The organism is Paludibacter jiangxiensis (assembly GCF_001618385.1).
Classification (GTDB): Bacteria; Bacteroidota; Bacteroidia; order Bacteroidales; family Paludibacteraceae; genus Microbacter; species Microbacter jiangxiensis.
In genome coordinates this window covers 875,125-895,665 of sequence record NZ_BDCR01000001.1, presented here as the reverse complement: position 1 = coordinate 895,665, position 20,541 = coordinate 875,125, and the positions used below count along the sequence as shown (strand labels likewise).

Genomic DNA, 20,541 nt, shown 5'->3' with positions numbered 1-20,541 from the left:
AGGGTTGGGCAATTACCGAAAAACCACTTCGGTTACCACATCATCTCCCAAAGCCCGGTTTATTTTTTTTACAATTTCGTCTTTCGACATTGAAAGGCTGTGCCGAAGTACAGACGATGTAAGAGTCACATAAAGCTTTTGGCGACGGATCTCTACATTAGAAGTATAAGATGCCACCGTTGAGCCCATAATTTCACCCCATGAACTGACAACACGGTTCTCAAGCAATTTGCGATTGAAGGCTTTCTTTTCGGCCAGGAATACTTTTATCGCTTCTCCGAGGGTTTGCGCATTTTGTCTTTTCATGTACCCGTTAATTTCAAATTTTCAGTTCCTATAAATCTTAACTATGGTACTATTATTCCCATTTTACATTTTCGCCGTAGTTACTCCGCTTTTCATACTTCAAATCCTGCAGCAGCGACGATTTAACGGCAATCTTGAACGAATAAGAGGTGTAGTAACCTACCGGTACTATTTGAGCGCTCATCGACCAGCAGTGCAGGTCGCGGGTGATGCTAAGATTTACCTGCGTGAGTTTTTTGTCAGAGAAGCTATAGGTAGCCGACCAGTTGCAATTCCATTTCGGGGTTGGCGATAACATGCCATTAAAACTAAGGCTATGCGTCAATCCCATGTTGTAGTCCATCTTCTGATAGTTAAAAGTCGATTGCCCATACTGCACCCCATAGTTGGCAGAAACACTCCATTTGAAAGTTGGCTTTACATATCCGTCGGCATCTAAATCCCGCTTTTCATTCTTCTTCTGCTCAGCAATAGAGTCTTGTTTATGCTTCAGCACCAGTTCGGGGTTCAGTAAATCAGCCCCGGTCAAAGGTTTGAGCTTGTCCTCCTTCTCTTTGTCTTTTGCCTTTTCTTTAGCGGTTTTTTTCTTAAACGTATCGTTATTGAGCGTGAAGCTCTGAGAGAAACTGGTTCCCATAAAACGGGGCAATTTCCCATGATTCCAACGCAAACGATCCACATGCACCGGCTGTCCGCTCGCATTCAGACCATACATGTATGGATCGAATGTTCCTCCGACATTCAACGTAAAATTGTTGGAAAACGGCATCTTAATACGAAGGTTGGCATTGATCAAAGACCATCGAAGCGAGTCTGCCACAAGGTTGTACGATCCGCTGACAGAGAAATTGTCAATAAGGCTCACCACTTTATACACAGGCAGATCTGTAGTATCCGATTTTTGCTTTACCTTCATTTCAATGTTGTTGGTAAATGAATACCCGATAGCGCCCGATTTTCCGGCACCTGCATAGCCATAAATTTCGGATTCGAATGGCGAATATTTTACTGTTTCCTGATAAGCAGCATGAGAAGCTGTTGCTGCAACGTATTTGCTGTAAGTGGAATATGAACCCCAGATGGGATCACTAAAATCAGGATTGTAACTGAAACTGAAAGAAGGGACAAACACGTGGCGGATACGATCGATCTTATCACCAAAAATTTTACGGCTCGGCACATAAAATCCATACAATGTCGTTTGAGCAGAGATGCTTCCACTAAAATTGTATGAACGATAAAAACCCGTTGTGGTATCCCTCGCCACTGCATTGCGGGCATCATCCCATCGCTGATTGATCTTCCTCATATACCATCGTTCGGTATAATTGAAAGACGGGGTGATGGTAATGTAGTTGAACAGACTGAAAGATGCATTCGTGGAAATGTTGTGCTTGGCTCCGTTTCGCCAGTCGCGCGATAACGATGACTTTAGCAACTTGTATTCTTTCGTCTGAATGCTATTGGAAAAGTCACCTGTATAGTTAAGCACCAGCTTTTCATACCATCGTTCTTTACCTACCGCCACTTTTCGTTTAAATGGGTATAACGTTCCGGATGCTACGCTCAGCGTTGGCAAGGTCATGTTGATGGTGGTATCCGAAGTCACCTGGGTAACGTTGGCATTGGCAGTAATTGTCCAAGAGTTTTCCGGAAAGCTCTTGGTAAAGTTGATGCTTGATGTTTTTGTATTCTGTGACATCACCGATACATTATACACGTTATCGATGTTGTTGCGGTTGAAGCTGGTCGTAGAGAAGTTGACACTTCCCGACAGTTTGGAATACGGGTTCGACTTGCTGTCCTGACTATGTGACCACTGAAGACTCATGCTGTTTGACGAACTGTAATCGGGCATCCCCTTTTCGCTGAACACATCATTTCGGTAGCTGAAATTGAAATTCCCGCGATATTTGTACCGCTTTACATATGAGCTTGCCCCATTAAGAGCCCAGGTTCCTTTGGTGTATATTTCACCGGTAAGCGCAAGATCCGCATAATCGCTAAGGGCAAAATAATATCCACCGTTGTGCAGGTTGAACCCACGGGTAAAATCATCGCCATACGACGGCATAATCACACCGGAAGAATATTTATCATTGAACGGGAAATAACCGAAAGGTAATGCAATAGGCAAAGGAACGTCTTCCAACACAAGATAGGCCGGACCCGCCACAATAAAGCTCTTGGGCTTTACTTTCGCCTTGGTCATCTTAAGATAGAAGTGAGGATGTTCATGATCTTCGCAGGTAGTGTACTTACCATTGACCATGTTGATCATTTTGTCGGGCGTTATTTTTGAAGTTTCGCTCACCACAAAGCCTTCTCCCTGCTGTGTCACCGTATGGTGGATCAGTCCCCGCTTTGAGTTGAAGTTATAGAGTAATTCGTTGGAAGTAAACTCATTGCTTTCGTCTTTAAATACCGGCTTACCGACAAGAGTGCCCGTAGAATCTTTCACCGCCGAAGCATACACGCGGCTGCTGTCCATGTTCATCCGGATAAAGTCACCCTGCAAGGACATTTTCTGGTATTTTACATCCCCTTTCCCATACATGTAACCGTTACCATTGCCATAAAAAACGATAGAGTCTTCGGCCTGATAGTTGATGATGTCATCTATTTGCTGTTTCTTTTTTTTCGGTTTCATCGATAACGAATCGACGGGAAGTACACGGCGGAGTGTATCGCCTGAAAGCTTTTTATTGTCCTGCGGAGGGGCAATTATTGCTGAAGCTGAAGCAAACAACAACAGAAAAAAGCCAAGTAATACACTTATTATTAATACTTTATTTCGAAGCATGCGACGGTTTTGACGGCAAAAATTATCTTGCAAAGATACTATTTTTTAGTGGTGGGATAAAGTGCTATCATGCAGCAACTCACAGAAGCTCCTATATTTGGATAATTTACCATTTATGAGCACTTTGAAACGAAATATACGCCGGTTATATTTCAGACAATCCGGCCTGAATAAACCGAAGCTGCGACTCAAGCATGGCTACTTTCTTCATGGCGTAACCAGCTTCCATAGCCGCTTTTACAGGACGTGAATAAATATATTCAATCTCCATCGGACGCTTAAAGTCAAAGTCGAGCTTCATGCTTGGCGCATAAGGAGTCATGCTGTCGGTGAGCTCCATCATCTTATCGGCAAAACTCTCTTTAACTTCTACCCCACAAGCCCGGGCTCCGTTTATCACCTCAAGCATCAGGTCGTACGAAAGCTGACGGGTGGATGCCTCGCTCATCAAACGATCGGTAGTGGTGTTCAGCACGACTGTCATTCCGTTGTAAGGGATGTTCCAGACCAGTTTCTGCCAGCGGGCCTGCATCAGGTTTGAGGCCACTTCTGCCGGTACTCCGGCTTCGGTGAAATCGTTCTTAATCTGCTCCACAACAGGATCAATATCACCCTGAAATACACCCAGATTCAACTTCCCGTAATCAAGATGGGCAATATGTCCATCGCCAATTTTGTTCGAACAGATAAATGCCAGTCCACCCACAATAGGTTGCTGCGGGAAAACGGAGGCAACATCCTGCTCAACACCCAAACCATTTTGTATCAATACAATAACGGTTCCGGAATGAAGAATAGGTGACAAAAGCGATTTCAGAAGATGGTTGTTGGTAGTTTTAAGACATACAAGCACCACATCGGCCTTTGGCATGTCGACGGTGGATTGGTAGGCATTAATGCCGGTAAGGTGAAAATCGCCATTTACCGAATCCACCTTTAATCCATTGTTCAACACAAATTCATAATCGCTGTGAAACAGAAAATGGACATCCTTACCTGAATGCGCCAGTTTTCCGCCATAAAAACCACCCAATGCACCGCTACCAATTACTGCATATTTCAATGACATTCGACTCTGTTTTTTGAAAGGATTGAGAAAATAGTTGCTATTGCAGAGACGCCATCAAAGCATAAAAATAGTTTGGCTCTTTGAGCTTATGCAATGAATACCAGGCATCTAAAGTCTCCGGCTTAAATACCTCGAGACGTTTGAGAATATGCTTAGCAAACTCCAGCGGAGCTGTTCCGGGAGCTGTAATCACGTTATCGTCGGTCACCGCAGGTTCATTGAGATATAGTCCTGCTCCTTTGTAACCAGAACATATCTGTTGAAGGAAATTCAAATCATTGCTGGTATGTTTCCGCGTATCAAGAATCCCGGCCTTTGCCAATGCAAAAGTCGCCCCACAAATAGCTCCGACAATCATCCCTTTGGACAAAAATTCGGTTACTACAGAAAGTATCGGCAGGTGAATATCTTCCAGCCATGTTTCGCCGCCGGGAAGAATCAGCAGATCGTTGCCGGTAAATGTGGTTTCTGCGACCGTCTGATCAGGCAAAATGGTAATGCCCCCCATTGTTTTTACCGCGTCTTTTGTGTTGGCAATTGTGATAACACGCACAGGATTTCCAGGTTGTTTGAAAAATCTTCCGGTATTAAGTTCGGCGGTAATATACCCGGTTTCCCAATCGGAAAGGGTATCAAATATGTAAAGATAAGCGTTCATCGTATATACGTAAAGTTTAACGGAGGACAAAGCAGGAGTTCCGCATTTATAAATTAGATAAGGGGCTTCCGCCCCTGCGACCCCGACTTCCTTTTTGTCTTGCCACAAAAAGGAAGCAAAAAGGTCAAGGCTATGCCCGCTTCGCTCAAAAAACCGGCGCTCGTCAAGCTAAATTGCCCAAACTTGCTCCTTCCTTACGTCAGGAGCTTCAAACAATGGTCAATTTTACGCTTGCCTCCCTTGTTTTTTGGCTCACCGGACAAGGCCGATCCTAGTCTGACGTAGCATTCTTTACAAGTTTAGCGTCGCTTCTTTGCCAAGATATTAAATGCGTAATTTCTGGAGGACAAAGGTAGCGGTTTTTCACGATTCATCTCATGGAGAAAGGCTTTGCAATTTTTTTTGATAAAATTTTAGGGTATTTTTCACGTGAAGGGTCTTAGATTCGAAAAGCAAAAGATAAAGGCTGGCACCAATGCAGCCTGACACAAATAAAAACTATCCTACAACACTTTAATTTCAACCATTATGAAAACAACTATCGTAAAATGGTTTAGCTGCATGCTTACAGTGATGCTGTTGGCTCATTTTTCTCCGCTGGCAGCCCAATCGGGAGAAAATTATTACACCGTTAGCGGCGTGGTAAAAGATGCACAAACCAAAAAGAATCTGGGCTATGTTAATGTATCCGTCCCGGGCACCAATATCGGTACCATTACCAATGCCGATGGAGAATTCACCTTGAAAGTCAAAGCATCGCTCAATGCGAAAGAGATAGAGTTCTCTCATCTTGCCTATAAAAACAAACGAATCGCCATGGAAGGAAACAGTTCGGATGCTGTTGTCAGCATGACTCCAAATCCACGAATGCTGAGAGAAGTGACCATCCGTCCGGAAATGCCACGAGAACTGGTAGAACAGGCTATTAACAAGATTCCTTCAAACTATAGCAAAAGCGCTGACCTGTTTACCGGATTCTATCGCGAAACAGCTCAAAAAGGGAAACGATACATCCAGATTTCGGAAGCTGTTGTCAATCTTTACAAAGACGCATACGATCACTCTATGTTCAAAGACCGTGTAAAAATCTTCAAAGGCAGACAATTGTTGAGCCAGAAAAGTTCGGATACACTTGCAGTTAAATTGATGGGTGGCCCTACCCTTGCCGTAATGCTTGACATCGTAAAAAATCCCGATGTATTGTTGGATAAAGAAATTCTGCCATGCTACACCTACGCAATGGAAGACCCTGTAAGCATTGACAATCGCCTGCAATATGTTATCAGCTTCAAACCGGGTGTTATTTTGCCGATTCCTCTCTACAACGGTAAATACTACATCGATCAGGAAACATTGGCATTCACGAGAGTGGAATTCAGTCTCGACATGCAGGATCTCGACAAAGCAATTAACATGATGCTGGTTAAAAAACCGGTTGGGTTACGATTCCGTCCGTCTGAATTCTCATTTGTAATTACTTACAAGGAACAAAACGGAACATATTACCTCAACTACGTACGCAGCGAAGCCAAATTCAAATGCGACTGGAAACGCCGTCTGTTCTCCAGCAAGTATGATCTGGTTTCGGAAATGGTAGCCACCGACAGGACTATGCAACCAACGGAAGCAATTCCTTACAAGGAAGCATTTAAGTCCGATCAGGCATTTACTGATAAAGTTCCTTCTTTCTACGACGAAGCATACTGGGAAAACTATAATATCATTGCTCCGACTGAATCGCTGGACGCCGCTGTAAACAAACTGAGAAAACAGAAATAAACAAGTCTTCGGTAATCAGTACCCTGTATGCAGCCAAAAACCTGCAAACTGCGTACTGATTACTGTATATTTTTTCAATCTTCTGTGCGCCAATAGTTAAATTATCACGTATCTTTGAATTATCTTTCGTTCAATCGCAGAGATACAACCTTAACCCAAACTGATGCTATGCTGGACGAACTACTGCTACTTTCAAAGATACGGAATAACGATCTGAAGGCCTTTGAAAAGCTCTTCCGCAACTACTATGATCCATTGTGCAGGTACGCCAATTCGTACCTCAACAATATGCCTGTTGCAGAAGAAATCGTACAAGATCTGTTTTTCCTGTTATGGAAAGAGCGGGAAGAATTACAAATCCGGTTGTCGTTAAAATCGTATCTCTATCAGGCTACCCGAAACCGGGCTTTCCATTATCTGAAACATGCGCAAATTGAAGAGAACTATCGTGAGAAAGCAATGGGAGGATTTATTGAGCACGGAAATCCTACTCCTGTTGATGAACTGGAGTACAAAGAACTTGAAGCACAGTTTACGCTATCGTTGAAACGTATGCCCGAAAGGCAACGCAAAATCTTTTGCATGAGTCGTTTCGACGGCAAAAAATATAGCGAAATCGCTCAGGAATTGTCCGTGTCAGTAAAGACCGTTGAGGCCGAAATGACAAAGGCTCTGGCTCTCCTCCGAAAAGATTTAAAGCAGTTCTCCAATACTCAAACGTCCGCATAATACCTACTACAATGACCGATAATTATAACAACGATATACAGCAGATTGACATCGATAAAGCATGGAATAACCTGCATGCAAGGCTGCAAGAGGACAATCTCATCCCAATTGCCGCGAAAGAACGCAGCATTTTTGCGATGCCGGTCTTCCGTTGGGCAGTAGCTGCCATGTTTGCTCTTTGCCTCACCACGGTGGTTATCCGCTATTTCGTCCCCGACCGGCATAAAACGCCGTTGCTTTCGATGCGCAACAATGACGCTGACAATACTCTTGTAAAGACACTGGAGGATGGCTCAACGGTTTATCTGGCAGGTAGCAGCTCGCTATTCTATCCGGCACGCTTTGCCAACGACTCCCGCGAAGTGGTAATGCAGGGAAATGCACTGTTTGATATTGCCAAAAATCCCGAAAAACCCTTCCGCATTGAAACAAAGAAGATTATCGTTGAAGTGTTAGGTACAGCCTTTAATGTAAAAAGCGATGCCAAAGGTAGTTTTGAGTTGGCAGTTCTCAGAGGGAAGGTGAAAGTAACCCAAAAATCGAACGGAGAGTTTGCTTATGTTGTGGCAGGCGAACAGGCCGCAATTGTTGATAATCACTGGCAAAAAACCAAATATACAGACACCAGTTTGTTGGAAAGCTTCACCAAACACATGAAGTTCAAAGACGAACCCCTTGAAAAAATAGTTCAGGTCATCAACCGGTATTCACAACGTAAAGTTGCTCTGCAAGGTGAAGCTATTAAAACCCATAAACTGAATGTGCAATTTTATAACAACGATGTTGAAGGAATGACGAAGGTAATCAGCCTGGCTCTTCACCTCAAAAGAGAAGTAACTCAGGATTCGATTTTTATTTCACAGCCGTAACGCATCCTGTAATTAAAGCCTTAAATCTCTGTTATATATGACTAAACGCTTTTTGTTTCTTCATATTTTGTTCTTTATACTCACGCTGTCGGCAGTTCACGCTCAGGAACCGCTACAGCGTTTGTTGTCTCTTCCAAAGCAAAAAAGCTCCGTTTACGAGTTACTAAACAAAATAGGAGAGCTTTCCGGTTACAGCTTTATATATGACAGCAAAGTGACTGACAATGAACGGAAAGTAAAGCTACCAGCCGGCACTTACACCCTTCGCGACGCCATCCTCCGGGTTCTGGGAAACAGCAACTATACACTCTCTGTTGTGGATCGTTACATCCTTATCGACAAAAAGCAAGCAATTCCTGTCGTCCGTGCAATTGTACCGGATTATCCAAAGCCCGATTCGGTTACTTCAATCAACGTTAATGGCGCCGTTTATGATAAACTAAATAACGACCCCATTGCCGATTGTACCATTGGGATAGATGGCACCAGTATCGGTACCATTGCAAATGCCGACGGGCGTTTTGCCTTGAAAATCCCGATAAAATACAAGGATGCCATGCTGCATGTATCTCATCTCGGATACGAGGCAAAACAAATTCCTATAGCTCTTTTTGGAGGAAATTCGCGCACGATCTACATGAACCAACGCATTGTTCCACTGCAGGAAGTGATCGTCCGAATGGTCAACCCAAAGAAAATAGTACAGGAGGTGGTTGAATTCCGCTCCAGAAACTATCCTCAGGAACCATCGTACCTGACGTCGTTTTATCGCGAAGGAATTGAAAAAAGAAAAGACCTGCTCTACCTTTCCGAAGCCGTTTTCAAAGTCTTCAAACCGTCATACGAATCGCCTTCCGAAGGACAGATAAAGCTGTTGAAGATGCGTAAAATAACCAATGAGGCAAATAAAGACACGCTTGTGCTGAAAATGAAAGCCGGTCCCGAAGCTTCGTTGCTCATTGATTTGATGAAAAATCTTCCCGATTTTATGGATATAAGCGACAACACACCGTTCAATTACAATAAAATCGACATGGTAGAATATGATTCGCATCTGGCACATGTGGTAGCTTTTGAGCCCAAGTCGGATATAAGCGATCCTATGTATCGGGGCCGACTCTACATAGATGCTAACAATTCGGCACTGTTACGTGCTGAATTTGAAGTTGATCCGCGGCATATAGATCAGGCGGCATCCCTGTTTATCGTGAAACGTAGTCGTGATGTGCAGATCAAACCGCAGCAAATCTACTACAGCGTAGCCTACAAGCAATGGAACGGTAAATATTACGTCAGCCATCTGAGAGGCGATCTCTTTTTCAGAATGAAACAAAAACGGCAATTATTCTATAGTCCGATGCATATCTTTTTCGAGTCGGCAACCTGTAAAATTGATACGGTGGATGTAAAACCTTTCCCAAAAACAGAACGGGTACCTCTGAATAAGATATTTGCCGATACACAATATGTTTACGACACCTCCTTCTGGGGAGATTTCAATATCATACTTCCGCAGGAAAAGCTGAATGAAGCCATAGAGAAGATTTCGGCCAAAGTGGAAGCTTCTGCTGATGGGAACTAACCAAAGACCGGGCAAATAAAGATTGTATGTAGTAGTGCGCACTGAGGCGCAAAAACAATTGAGGCAACCTCTCTTCCGGGAGATGGTTGCCTCTTCGTTTTCCAAAAAAAGAACCCCATAACCTGTTTACAGATCATGGGGCCTTTGATTTTATTGTTGAAAGATATTAGTCAACAAAAGCAAGGATTTCGCCTTTTTCGATGATATCGCCCTGTTTTGGATAAGTAGCGACAATTTTACCGGCAAAAGCAGCCTTAACCGGCTCGATACCGTAAATAGTCTGGATATAACCAACTGTATCGCCTTCTTTCACTGCATCACCGATGTTAGGAGCTTTCGATGCGTCAACCACATCGTATTCCCACAACATTTGTCCTTTGGCAGGAGCCTGAACGGCTTTCGCATTCGGATATTGTTCCTGAACGGTTGTAACGTCGATTTTCGGAACCTCAACCACCGGACGTGTAATGATGATCGGAGCGCCTGCTTTTGCTTTTTCAGCTTCAAGTTCAGCTTCAAAACGTTTTTTAGCGCTACCGTTTTTGTAGTCGCGGTACTGGCGTTCGTGCATTGCGAATTCGAACAGTTCTTCTTCGTCCTGACCAACATCCCAGCCGTTTTCTTTCATTTCGGCACGGTATTTGTCCAGTTCGTTAGGGAATGCATCCTGAGGATTGCCAGTATAGAATTCAAAGCCGTTTTTCTTAACCAGTTCTTTTATTTCTGGAGCCAGTTCGCCGGGGAGATTACCGGTTTTACCCAGAATCATGTCCCATGCATTTTTGTCGATGGTGCTCCAGCGAGGTTCGCCTTTCAGGATGTGCATTACGTTCATCAACGCAATGTTCTTCACATACTGGCTGAACGGAGTTACCAAAGGAGGATAACCCAAACGTGGCCAAATGTATTCAACTTCCTGGAACAAGAGAACAACCAGTTCGTTGATGGTTACTTCACGTTTCTTTTGAGCACGCAGCGCCATGTTGATAGCACCGTGCATTGCTTTCAGGTCGGCCATCATAGAACCCATCATACCGCCTGGCAAGCCGCAACCTACCAAGAGAGAAGTCATCACCTTGTTACCCGGATCGATGAAGTAACCGAGGAAGTCGTCGATGAATGATTGTGTCAATGAGCGAGCTTCCATGTAAGCTTCCATGTTGATATCAGGAACTGTAAAGCCTGCGTTTTTCAACATAGCCTGAATAGTAATCACGTCAGGGTGAACCATACCCCAGGAGAGCGGTTCCATTGCAACGTCAAGGTAGTCAGCACCTGCACGGGCAACTTCAAGCATTGAAGCAACAGAGAAACCAGGTCCTGTGTGACCGTGATACTGAATTTTGATATGCGGATGACGTTTTTTGATAGCGGCTGTCAGTTCGCCAAGGAAAGCAGGACGACCGATACCGGCCATGTCTTTCAGACAGATTTCGTCGCAACCGAATTCAACCACTTTGTCCACCATTGCCAAGTAATAATCCACAGTATGGATAGGCGAGTTGGTGATACAACAGGCAACCTGCGAAATCATGCCGGCTTCTTTTGCATATTTTACCGACAATTCGAGGTTACGGGTATCGTTCAAGCCGCAGAATGAACGTGAGATGTTGGTGCCCTGAGCATGTTTCACTTTGAAGAACAGCTGACGTACATCGGCAGGTACAGGGAACATGCGGAGGCCGTTAAGACCACGTTCCAGCATGTGTGTCTGGATACCTACATCGTTGAACGGCTTTGTCCATTCACGAACGGCTTTGTTAGGGTTTTCACCAAAAAGCAGGTTAACCTGCTCGAAAGCACCACCATTGGTCTCTACACGGGCAAAACAGCCCATATCGATAATTACCGGTGCAATTTTTGTAAGTTGGTCAACACGTGGCACATACTTTCCAGAAGCTTGCCACATGTCGCGGTACACTAAACTGAATTTTATTTCGCGTGACATATAAGTAAGTGATGTTTGTTTTGCCACAAAGTTAACCAAAAAACCAGTTTTGGCATGTATTTTTGATGTTTATTTTTTCTTAAAAAACACCTAATCAAATTGCACACTTGTATAGTATTTGTGCATGATTTTTAGGCATTTGAAGCAAGAATCGGATAGTTTCAGTATGAAACCATTTTTCTCTCTTTGCACCCGTTGAAAAATCTTAAAAACGGAGTGATAAAACATTCTATTGGACGATACGGAAAACGAAAAGAACAGTCATTTTATTTTTATTGCAAAGGCTTCGTCCGAATACCCTCTTAATAGCTAAATTTGCCCTTCAAATTTAAATTCTATGGCTTTACACCTATTTATCCTGATTATTATTTTTGTGGCAGGCGATTACCTGCTTGAACAAATACTTTCGATCCTCAACCGCAGCCGGCTTTCTCCCGTTATTCCTGAAAAACTAATCGGAATTTATGATGAAGAAAAATATGCAAAACAGCAAAACTATGCATTGGCAAACAGCCGGTTTGAAGATTATACCCGCTTATTCGCATTAACACTGGAATTGGGGATGCTATTGTTGGGCGGTTTTGCATGGGTCGATAACATTGCCCGCAGCATCAGCGACAACAGCATTGTAACCTCGTTACTCTTTTTCGGCATCCTGTTTGTCGGGAACGAATTGCTCACTCTGCCTTTCAGCATTTACGGCACTTTTGTGATCGAAGAACGCTTTGGCTTCAATAAAACCTCAGCAAAGACATTTATTCTGGATTCACTCAAGTCCCTTTTGTTGACGATTGTGTTAGCCGGAGGCATTCTGGCATTGATCCTTTGGTTGTATCAGCAATTAGGAGACAATTTCTGGCTGGCAACCTGGGCTGCTATTTCGCTGTTCTCTCTTATCATGCTGCTTTTCTATTCCGAATGGATTGTTCCTCTCTTCAATAAGCAAAAACCGCTTGAGGAAGGAGAGCTTCGCACCGCAATTGAAGCATTTGCCCAAAAAGCAGGGTTCAGCCTGAAAAATATCTTTGTCATTGACGGATCGAAACGCAGCACAAAGGCCAATGCCTATTTTACAGGCTTCGGAAGTAAGAAACGGGTGGTGCTGTACGACACTCTCATTGAACAACTAACCACCGAAGAAGTCGTTGCCGTGCTGGCACATGAAGTAGGACACTACAAAAAGAAACATGTAGTATCGTCTCTTATTTCATCATTTGTACAATCATTTATCCTTTTATATATACTGTCATTATTTCTCCGTCTACCGGTTTCAGCTGAAGTGCTGGGAGCCTCGCAACCTTCATTCCACATCGGTATCGTGGTATTCGGTTTACTTTACCAGCCAATATCCATTATTCTTGGACTTATAATGAATGTATTCTCCCGGAAGCATGAATATGAAGCCGACGCTTTTGCCGCAAACTACGGCCTCGGAGATGCACTTATAAGCGGATTGCAGAAAATCTCTGTACAGGCGCTGAGTAACCTTAATCCCCACCCAGCTTACGTTTTTGTTCATTATTCTCATCCCACATTGTTGCAACGGATGGAGCGGATTCAGAATCGTGAATAGCGTATTTCTGCCTTTTTGTTAGTTAAAAATATTGGATTTGTGATTTTACCGGGGAGTTTTGTAGCAATTTGATTAACTTTGTTATTCTTTTTGTCTGATCTATAAAAAATCACATTTCTATGAGTTATCTAATTGAACCGAAAAACTACACGCCCATTCTGAATCTTCAACAAACAGAATTGGGAATCACTAAAATCAAAGATTTCTTTCAGGCCAATCTTTCTGCCGAATTACGCTTACGTCGCGTCACAGCTCCTCTTTTCGTATTGCAGGGCACTGGTATCAACGACGACCTGAACGGAGTGGAGCGTGCCGTAAATTTCCCCATTAAAGATATGAATGATGCCCGCGCCGAAGTTGTACATTCGCTGGCTAAATGGAAACGGGTGACGCTTGCCGACTATAATATCGAACAAGGCTACGGCATTTACACCGACATGAACGCCATCCGTGCCGACGAAGAACTGGGTAACCTGCACTCCCTTTACGTGGATCAGTGGGACTGGGAACGCGTTATGTCGGCCGAAGAACGCAATATCGATTTTCTGAAATCAATTGTAAGAAGAATATACAGCACGCTTCTTCGCACCGAATACCTGGTTTCGGAGAGTTTTCCAGAAATACGTCCTTCGTTGCCCTCCGATATTACCTTTATTCATGCCGAAGAGCTGCGCAAGCTCTATCCGGATCTTTCGCCTAAAGAACGTGAGTATAATGTAGCCAAACAATACGGTGCGGTATTTATTATCGGTATTGGTGGTCCGCTTAGCGACGGCGAAAAACACGACGGTCGTGCGCCGGACTATGACGACTGGACTACTGCCGGTGAGAAAGGGCTTCCGGGACTTAACGGGGATATCATTCTCTGGAATCCGGTTCTTGAAATTCCGTTTGAAGTCTCTTCCATGGGAATCCGGGTAGATAAGGCCTCCCTGATTAAACAACTTGAGATGGAAGGAAAAACAGAACGCCTCCAAATGTATTTCCACAAACGACTGATGGAAGATTCGTTGCCCCTTTCGGTAGGTGGCGGTATCGGGCAATCACGCCTTTGTATGTTTTTCCTGCGCAAAGCCCATATCGGAGAGATTCAGGCAAGCATCTGGCCCGAAGAAATGTATGAACAATGTAAAAAATTAAATATCAACTTGATATAATTAAAAAAGAGAGCCGTTTTGGCTCTCTTTTTTGTTTTCAATATGCCCCTTGTACAAAGTTTCGTTCAAAAATATCTTATTTGTATTCGATAACAAACTCTTCTTTCGGATTCCGCACCTTCTTCATATTTACCAACCAGTCATTAGTGGCATCGCGATAGCCCAATGGCAACAGAAGCACACTTTTCAACCCTTTCGACTTCAAATCGAGTAATTCATCCAGCTCATCGGGAGAAAAACCTTCCATTGGCGTTGCATCCACTTTGAGTTCGGCTGCCTGAGCAATAGCCATCGCAAAACCGATGTAGGCCTGACGTGCAGTGTGTACGAAGTTTTCTTCGGCAGTTTGTTGCAGATAAAGAGCCTTGATTTTGTCGGTGTACGACCCGAAACGACCACGGGGCAAGCCGCGTTCATCCGTCGTGTAATCGTAAATTGTATCGATACGCTCTTCGGTATAGCGATCCCAGGCCGCAAAAACCAGCAAGTGCGAGCAGTCGGCCACTATTTGCTGATCCCAGGCGATAGGGACTATTTTTTCTTTCAATTCCTGATTGGTAATAACCAATACTCTGAATTGTTGTAACCCGGAGGAAGTAGGCGCAAAACGAGCTGCTTCCAGAATTTTATCGACATCCTCCTGAGCAACTTTTCGGTTAGGATCGTACTGTTTCGTGGCATAACGCCACTGAAGATTTTCTAGTAATGTCATAATAATGTAGTTTACAGTTTTGATATAAAACAAACAGGAAGAGTCCGATTATTCGGTTTTGCCGGCAGAAGTACAACCACGGTTGGTTTTTGCCAATAACTTACGGGCAACATTGCGCAGCTCAGTCAATTCTTCCAGAGTCACATTCATGCTTTGCATCACCTTCCCGGGAATGTCTGTTGCAGAAGACTTAAGATCAACCCCGTCTATTGTCAGCGAAATTTCCACTACACGTTCATCAGATGAACGCCTGTTTCTTGAAATCAGTCCCTTTTGTTCAAGCCGTTTCAACAATGGAGTCAGCGTGCCCGAATCGAGCAACAACCGTTCTCCCAACTGATTCACCGTCTGAGGCTGCGATTCCCACAACACCATCATTACAAGATATTGAGGGTAAGTAAGATCCAACTCATCCAGTAACGGACGGTAGTGATTAATAATTTCCCGAGAAAGGGCATATAGCGGAAAACAAGCCTGATTGTCTAATTGTAACACTTCCTGATAATATTAAAATTCGGGTGCAAAGATAATACATTGTGCGCAATATTATTTCGCATAATATATTAAACTGTATTAATACGAATAAAAAGAGAGAACCGGCATCAGCGGATAAAGTAGCCTGATCTGTAAAAAAAGTGTAATTTTGCGCCGCGTATTACAATTCCATTTATCGGGGCTTAACGACCAACAAAGCATCAACATGCATCACCAGAAAAAGAAGTTTGTTTGGGCAAACGACCTCAGAGCACTTGCAACTGTGAGTGTTATCATTTTGCATGTTTCTTCCGGAATAGTGAATAAATATGGCGATGTTCCGCAATCGGAGTGGTGGATCGCGAATGTATTCGACAGCCTTGTCCGCTTTTGTGTACCGGTATTTCTGATGCTAACCGGTGCTTTAATTCTGCCAAAGAGTTACAAGTTAGGAGAATTCTTCAAAAAACGCATTACCAGAATCCTACTGCCCTTCCTCTTTTGGAGCCTGATTTACATTGCTTACAAAATCTATCTGAAAAGGGAGCACGGAATCGAAATGGACTTTTGGCAAACCTACAGTTACATTGTCTATCAACTCAAAACCGGCGCCTCATATCACCTGTGGTATGTATACATGCTGATTGGAGTCTATCTCATTATTCCATTAGTAAGCAAATGGATCGTTAATAGTTCCGGGAAAGAGATATTCTACTACATCATCGTATGGATCTGCGTGTTATTGTTCAATTTGCCGGGAGTCAATCCTTCGGTGCCCAATATCGATTTTACTTATTTTTCGGGCTATCTGGGTTATCCCATCCTCGGTTACCTGTTAGCGTATAAAATTGAGGGAAAAAGGGCAAAAACAATGGGACTTCTGCTCTTCATTACCGGAGTGATCGTCACCATGATAGGTACTTATTTGTCTTCGGAAAATGACGGTGATTTTAACGGATATTTTTATACCTATCTAAGTCCCAATGTAATTATCACAGCTGCAGGCCTATTTGTGTTTATAAAGCACTATCATCTTCCGCTGGGGAAATTCAGGTTGGTGACAAATCTAATCAGCAAATACAGTTTTGGCATCTATCTCTCACATGTTTTCATCCTGACCCAATTGTCGGATGCCGGTTTTACGGCTTCGTTTATCAATCCGTTGATCGGGATTCCGTGTGTGACTATTGTTTGCTTGTTAGCCTCATTTACAGTCACCTTCCTCTTGTCTAAAATTCCTCTGGGAAAGCATGTTTCAGGATGACAAATTAGCTGTCAGACTGCATCTTTCAATTCCAGCTTCCGCAGTTTAGGCGCTTTACGGGAAGCAATGCCCACAATAAGTAATGTCATGCAGCCCCCGAAAATAACGGAGGGGATCGTTCCCATGTATTTTGCAGTCAGCCCCGATTCGAAGGTACCAATTTCGTTGGAAGAGCCAATAAAGATACTGTTGACCGCCGCCACGCGCCCGCGAACCTCATCGGGAGTATAGAGCTGAAGAATGCTGCCGCGCACTACCACGCTCATATTGTCGAACGAACCGCTCAAGAGCAACAGAAATGCCGATAAATAGAAGTTCCGGGAGAGTGCGAAAGCAATAATCGCCAAACCGAACCCTGCTACGCACCAGAGCAGTTTACGTCCCGAACGGTTGACCGGTGGATTGAAGGCCAGATAAACCGACATCAGGATGGCGCCCACTGCCGGAGCCGCACGCAAAACACCGAGCCCTTCGGGTCCCGTTTTCAGAATATCGGAAGCAAAAACCGGCAACAGCGCCACCGCATCGCCAAACAGTACGGCAAACATATCGAGACTGAAAGCGCCAAGAAGAACCTGGTTTTTGAATACATACCGAACCCCAACGCTGATGCGCTCAAAGATGTTTTCGTCGGTATTGATGACAGGAGCAACTCTTTGACTCTTCACGCGGCTAATGAGATAGATTGCAAAGGCATACAGGATAAATACCCCCGAATAGGCCGGAACAACCCCTGAAAATCCGTACAGCAAACCTCCGAAAGCAGGTCCGATAACGGCCGCCAATTGCCAGTTGGTACTGTTCCAGGTTGCCGCGCTGGTCAGCTTATCCCTCGGAACAATTTGCCCAAGAAAAGCAGTGTGTGCCGGCATTAGCACTCCCCGCACAAAACCAGTGAGGAAAATAGTGATAAACATGGGGAAGATACCGAAGCGGGTGTAGCAATCGAGTTCCGGAACACTGTATGCCAACAGAATACCGGCTCCTACCAGCAAGAGAATAGTCGTATATTGTATGATTTTCTTCCGGTCCCAGATATCTGCAAAATGGCCTGCAAACAAGGCGATACCAACCTGTGGTACTGCCTCTACCAAACCAATGACGCCCAGCAACAGCACATTTTTCGTCAGGCTGTATACCTGCCAACCGATCACAATCGACTGCATCATGGTGGCACAGGTCATCACAAACCGATAGGTCAGAAAGTAACGAACGTTATCGATCTTCAGCACATCAAATGCTTCGTTGGAAAAGAGTTTCTTTGGATTCATCTCAAAAATAAAAGCAGCACACGGAATAAACGGAAAAGACGGAAACCCACTAAGTATTTAATTGAAATAACTTCAAAAAAATCTGTGTTTTTCTGTACAATCCGTGAATTCCGTGTGCTGGATGGAATAATGAAGGCTGTTCCAAAATGAAACAGCCTATATAATAATCACTTAATTATCAATTAGTTTGCCGACTCGAACTGCCGTAAGAACCTGACATCGTTTTCGGAGAACATCCGCAGGTCTTTCACCTGGTACTTCAGGTTGGTGATACGTTCAATACCCATCCCGAAAGCGTAGCCGGAATAAACCTTGCTATCGATACCGCAAGCTTCCAAAACGTTCGGATCTACCATGCCGCAACCGAGGATTTCTACCCAACCGGTATATTTACAGAAGGGACAACCTTCTCCGTGGCAAAGATTGCAGGAAATATCCATTTCGGCCGATGGTTCGGTGAACGGGAAATAGGACGGACGCAAACGGATTTTGGTATCTTCGCCGAACATCTCTTTGGCAAAGTAAAGCAATGCCTGTTTCAGGTCGGCAAACGATACGTTTTTGTCGATATAAAGGCCTTCCACCTGATGGAAGAAGCAGTGTGCACGATAAGAAATGGCTTCGTTACGATAAACACGACCCGGGCAAATAACGCGGATCGGTGGTTGCTGGTTGAGCATTACACGCGACTGTACCGACGAAGTGTGGGTACGGAGCAATACATCGGGATCTTTTTCGATAAAGAAGGTATCCTGCATATCGCGGGCCGGATGTTCGGGCGGGAAGTTGAGTGCACCGAAAACGTGCCAGTCGTCTTCTACTTCGGGACCTTCGGCAATGGTGAAACCGATGCGGGCAAAAATATCGACGATTTCGTTTTTAACGATAGAGAGCGGATGGCGTGTTCCCAACAGAATAGGATCGGCCGAACGTGTCAGGTCGGTTTCGCTACCGGCAGAAGCGCTGTTTTCGAGCGACTCTTTCAGTTCGTTGATCTTAGCAGTGGCGGCCTCTTTCAACTCGTTAAGCAACTGGCCCACCTGACGTTTCTGGTCGTTTGGTACTTCACGAAATGCATTGAACAAAGAGGTGATTTCTCCCTTTTTGCTGAGGTATTTTATACGTAATTCTTCCGCTTTTTCATGTGTGGCGGCTGTCAGGCTTTCCACTTCGGCCTTCAGCTGGTTTATCTTATCAATCATAACGATATGAATTTTTCAGAGTGCAAAGGTATTGATTTTTTACGAGAAAGTGATATTTAAATAGCCTCTGTTGCGGCTACTTTCGCAACTTATTGTTCGGCCAGTTCGGCCAGAAAGACTTCCTGCAAAATGGCCGGATTGTACGACATTTTTGCCTGACGCAAACCCTCCACGCCGCCATCCTCCGCCCGGTTCACATATTTGTATCCGGTGGCGTAATGACGAATCATTTCTCTGTTTATCAACGTATAAGATCCACGATAAATGTGTGATGCCTTTTCAAAAAGGCAAAGGTAGACCTCATCGTTGAGTGGAGTCCCGACAGAAATACCGGCCACTTTGCCATCCAAACGGATGCAGCCGCCATCGAGTGGCATTTTGTCATAATAGAGAAAATAATCGTTGATGGCTTTGTTTTCAATAAAACGCTTCGACTCGGGATTGTCATTGTAGTGATAATCCCAGGCGTCGTTGAACGCAATGCACTCGCCGATATTTTCCGGAGTAATAGGCTCAAACTGCCACGAGTAGTTCTTTTCTACGAAGTTGATGTGATTTCGCTTCGGCTGCAAGGCTTTACCGCTCAGCGTCGCCAGTTTTTCCGACTCATAAAGATATTCGTATTCGTTGCGCGAAGGAATGAATTTGAACTTACCCGGCATCAGCCGCTCCATCACTTCCTTGTTCTCGGGAGTAATTTGGCCGATCACCGGAGCGCAATCGAGGCAAAAAGAGTGGTCGAGCATCGCCTCAAGGGTAGGAATCAAATCGTCGTTACCAACTGGAAACAGGAAATAGTGACACCCGTCGACATACGTCTTGATTAACAGATGATTGTCGAATTCGGCAATCTGAAAATCGTAGACATTCCTCCACAGAAAAAGCACCTCAAACGAGTAGGTGAAAAGCCGTGTATGTTGTTGCTTTAAATAGCTATTTATTAATTCTTTGTCCGATAAAGTTACCGGTCTGAATGAAAGCATAAAGTAGATTTACGATTTGTTCATTTACAATTGGAATTGGCAATTGGCAGTTATCGCTAAAAAAGCTCCTAAAGATAATAACCAATTGGTGTTCCGGGGATGTTTCAACCCAGATAGATTACATCGCTGTCCGTTGATTCCGTGTATTCTGTGTGCTACTGA

General features: G+C 44.1%; 17 protein-coding genes. 7 read left to right on the top strand and 10 right to left on the bottom strand.

Features of this window, described 5'->3' with window-relative positions; genetic code table 11:
• Positions 1-12 precede the first annotated feature (12 nt).
• The 4 genes from PJIAN_RS03465 to PJIAN_RS03450 all read right to left on the bottom strand — a co-directional run bounded on the left by PJIAN_RS03465 (position 13) and on the right by PJIAN_RS03450 (position 4,836).
• Positions 13-306 carry a DciA family protein gene (locus PJIAN_RS03465; protein ID WP_068702034.1) on the bottom strand — a complete coding sequence of 98 codons (294 nt, stop codon included), beginning with the start codon at positions 304-306 and terminating at the stop codon, positions 13-15.
• A gap of 52 nt (positions 307-358) precedes the next feature.
• On the bottom strand, positions 359-3,109 hold the full coding sequence (locus tag PJIAN_RS03460) for a putative LPS assembly protein LptD (protein ID WP_068702032.1): 2,751 nt from the start codon (positions 3,107-3,109) through the stop codon (positions 359-361).
• Positions 3,110-3,254: 145 nt separating this feature from the next.
• Entirely contained in the window at positions 3,255-4,178 is a 924-nt protein-coding gene (locus PJIAN_RS03455) for a putative 2-dehydropantoate 2-reductase (protein ID WP_068702030.1), read from the bottom strand.
• A gap of 37 nt (positions 4,179-4,215) precedes the next feature.
• Positions 4,216-4,836 (bottom strand): type 1 glutamine amidotransferase family protein, encoded by a 621-nt coding sequence (locus PJIAN_RS03450; RefSeq protein ID WP_068702028.1) that lies wholly within the window; start codon positions 4,834-4,836, stop codon positions 4,216-4,218.
• 528 nt (positions 4,837-5,364) lie between these two features.
• Here PJIAN_RS03450 and PJIAN_RS03445 point away from each other — a divergent pair.
• The 4 genes from PJIAN_RS03445 to PJIAN_RS03430 all read left to right on the top strand — a co-directional run bounded on the left by PJIAN_RS03445 (position 5,365) and on the right by PJIAN_RS03430 (position 9,795).
• Positions 5,365-6,615, top strand: coding sequence for a carboxypeptidase-like regulatory domain-containing protein (locus PJIAN_RS03445; protein WP_068702026.1), 1,251 nt, complete (start codon positions 5,365-5,367; stop codon positions 6,613-6,615).
• 168 nt (positions 6,616-6,783) lie between these two features.
• Complete coding sequence (locus PJIAN_RS03440) at positions 6,784-7,344, top strand: RNA polymerase sigma-70 factor (RefSeq protein WP_068702724.1); 561 nt, start codon at positions 6,784-6,786, stop codon at positions 7,342-7,344.
• 11 nt (positions 7,345-7,355) lie between these two features.
• Positions 7,356-8,213 carry a FecR family protein gene (locus tag PJIAN_RS03435; protein ID WP_068702024.1) on the top strand — a complete coding sequence of 286 codons (858 nt, stop codon included), beginning with the start codon at positions 7,356-7,358 and terminating at the stop codon, positions 8,211-8,213.
• 37 nt (positions 8,214-8,250) lie between these two features.
• Positions 8,251-9,795 carry an STN and carboxypeptidase regulatory-like domain-containing protein gene (locus PJIAN_RS03430; protein WP_068702022.1) on the top strand — a complete coding sequence of 515 codons (1,545 nt, stop codon included), beginning with the start codon at positions 8,251-8,253 and terminating at the stop codon, positions 9,793-9,795.
• Between the two features lie 166 nt (positions 9,796-9,961).
• Here the strand turns inward: PJIAN_RS03430 and PJIAN_RS03425 are convergent, their stop codons facing one another.
• Positions 9,962-11,743: a hydroxymethylglutaryl-CoA lyase-like TIM-barrel protein gene (locus PJIAN_RS03425; RefSeq protein WP_068702020.1), complete on the bottom strand. Its 1,782-nt coding sequence runs from the start codon at positions 11,741-11,743 to the stop codon at positions 9,962-9,964.
• A 337-nt stretch (positions 11,744-12,080) separates the two neighbouring features.
• On the opposite strand from PJIAN_RS03425, the gene PJIAN_RS03420 reads away from it, so the two are divergent.
• Positions 12,081-13,316: a M48 family metallopeptidase gene (locus PJIAN_RS03420; protein ID WP_068702018.1), complete on the top strand. Its 1,236-nt coding sequence runs from the start codon at positions 12,081-12,083 to the stop codon at positions 13,314-13,316.
• Positions 13,317-13,435: 119 nt separating this feature from the next.
• Positions 13,436-14,473: an aspartate--ammonia ligase gene (gene asnA, locus PJIAN_RS03415; protein WP_068702016.1), complete on the top strand. Its 1,038-nt coding sequence runs from the start codon at positions 13,436-13,438 to the stop codon at positions 14,471-14,473.
• A 76-nt stretch (positions 14,474-14,549) separates the two neighbouring features.
• Here the strand turns inward: asnA and PJIAN_RS03410 are convergent, their stop codons facing one another.
• Positions 14,550-15,185: an NAD(P)H-dependent oxidoreductase gene (locus PJIAN_RS03410; RefSeq protein ID WP_068702014.1), complete on the bottom strand. Its 636-nt coding sequence runs from the start codon at positions 15,183-15,185 to the stop codon at positions 14,550-14,552.
• 48 nt (positions 15,186-15,233) lie between these two features.
• Positions 15,234-15,680, bottom strand: a complete 447-nt coding sequence (locus PJIAN_RS03405; protein WP_068702013.1) for a MarR family winged helix-turn-helix transcriptional regulator — start codon at positions 15,678-15,680, stop codon at positions 15,234-15,236.
• Positions 15,681-15,828: 148 nt separating this feature from the next.
• Here PJIAN_RS03405 and PJIAN_RS03400 point away from each other — a divergent pair, with 148 nt between their 5' ends.
• Positions 15,829-16,923, top strand: a complete 1,095-nt coding sequence (locus PJIAN_RS03400; RefSeq protein ID WP_153802473.1) for an acyltransferase — start codon at positions 15,829-15,831, stop codon at positions 16,921-16,923.
• Between the two features lie 11 nt (positions 16,924-16,934).
• Here PJIAN_RS03400 and PJIAN_RS03395 read toward each other — a convergent pair whose 3' ends face one another.
• The 3 genes from PJIAN_RS03395 to PJIAN_RS03385 form a co-directional block, all read right to left on the bottom strand.
• Positions 16,935-18,194: an MFS transporter gene (locus PJIAN_RS03395; protein ID WP_068702009.1), complete on the bottom strand. Its 1,260-nt coding sequence runs from the start codon at positions 18,192-18,194 to the stop codon at positions 16,935-16,937.
• 182 nt (positions 18,195-18,376) lie between these two features.
• Entirely contained in the window at positions 18,377-19,396 is a 1,020-nt protein-coding gene (locus PJIAN_RS03390) for a phenylalanine--tRNA ligase subunit alpha (protein ID WP_068702007.1), read from the bottom strand.
• An 89-nt stretch (positions 19,397-19,485) separates the two neighbouring features.
• Positions 19,486-20,379, bottom strand: a complete 894-nt coding sequence (locus PJIAN_RS03385; protein ID WP_068702005.1) for a DUF2156 domain-containing protein — start codon at positions 20,377-20,379, stop codon at positions 19,486-19,488.
• Between the last annotated feature and the right edge of the window lie 162 nt (positions 20,380-20,541).

Excerpts from the sequence above, each read along its gene's own strand:
- PJIAN_RS03465 (WP_068702034.1), bottom strand. The coding sequence starts at position 306 with ATGAAAAGACAAAATGCGCAAACCCTCGGAGAAGCGATAAAAGTATTC.
- PJIAN_RS03460 (WP_068702032.1), bottom strand. The coding sequence starts at position 3,109 with ATGCTTCGAAATAAAGTATTAATAATAAGTGTATTACTTGGCTTTTTT.
- PJIAN_RS03455 (WP_068702030.1), bottom strand. The coding sequence starts at position 4,178 with ATGTCATTGAAATATGCAGTAATTGGTAGCGGTGCATTGGGTGGTTTT.
- PJIAN_RS03450 (WP_068702028.1), bottom strand. The coding sequence starts at position 4,836 with ATGAACGCTTATCTTTACATATTTGATACCCTTTCCGATTGGGAAACC.
- PJIAN_RS03445 (WP_068702026.1), top strand. The coding sequence starts at position 5,365 with ATGAAAACAACTATCGTAAAATGGTTTAGCTGCATGCTTACAGTGATG.
- PJIAN_RS03440 (WP_068702724.1), top strand. The coding sequence starts at position 6,784 with ATGCTGGACGAACTACTGCTACTTTCAAAGATACGGAATAACGATCTG.
- PJIAN_RS03435 (WP_068702024.1), top strand. The coding sequence starts at position 7,356 with ATGACCGATAATTATAACAACGATATACAGCAGATTGACATCGATAAA.
- PJIAN_RS03430 (WP_068702022.1), top strand. The coding sequence starts at position 8,251 with ATGACTAAACGCTTTTTGTTTCTTCATATTTTGTTCTTTATACTCACG.
- PJIAN_RS03425 (WP_068702020.1), bottom strand. The coding sequence starts at position 11,743 with ATGTCACGCGAAATAAAATTCAGTTTAGTGTACCGCGACATGTGGCAA.
- PJIAN_RS03420 (WP_068702018.1), top strand. The coding sequence starts at position 12,081 with ATGGCTTTACACCTATTTATCCTGATTATTATTTTTGTGGCAGGCGAT.
- asnA (WP_068702016.1), top strand. The coding sequence starts at position 13,436 with ATGAGTTATCTAATTGAACCGAAAAACTACACGCCCATTCTGAATCTT.
- PJIAN_RS03410 (WP_068702014.1), bottom strand. The coding sequence starts at position 15,185 with ATGACATTACTAGAAAATCTTCAGTGGCGTTATGCCACGAAACAGTAC.
- PJIAN_RS03395 (WP_068702009.1), bottom strand. The coding sequence starts at position 18,194 with ATGAATCCAAAGAAACTCTTTTCCAACGAAGCATTTGATGTGCTGAAG.
- PJIAN_RS03390 (WP_068702007.1), bottom strand. The coding sequence starts at position 19,396 with ATGATTGATAAGATAAACCAGCTGAAGGCCGAAGTGGAAAGCCTGACA.
- PJIAN_RS03385 (WP_068702005.1), bottom strand. The coding sequence starts at position 20,379 with ATGCTTTCATTCAGACCGGTAACTTTATCGGACAAAGAATTAATAAAT.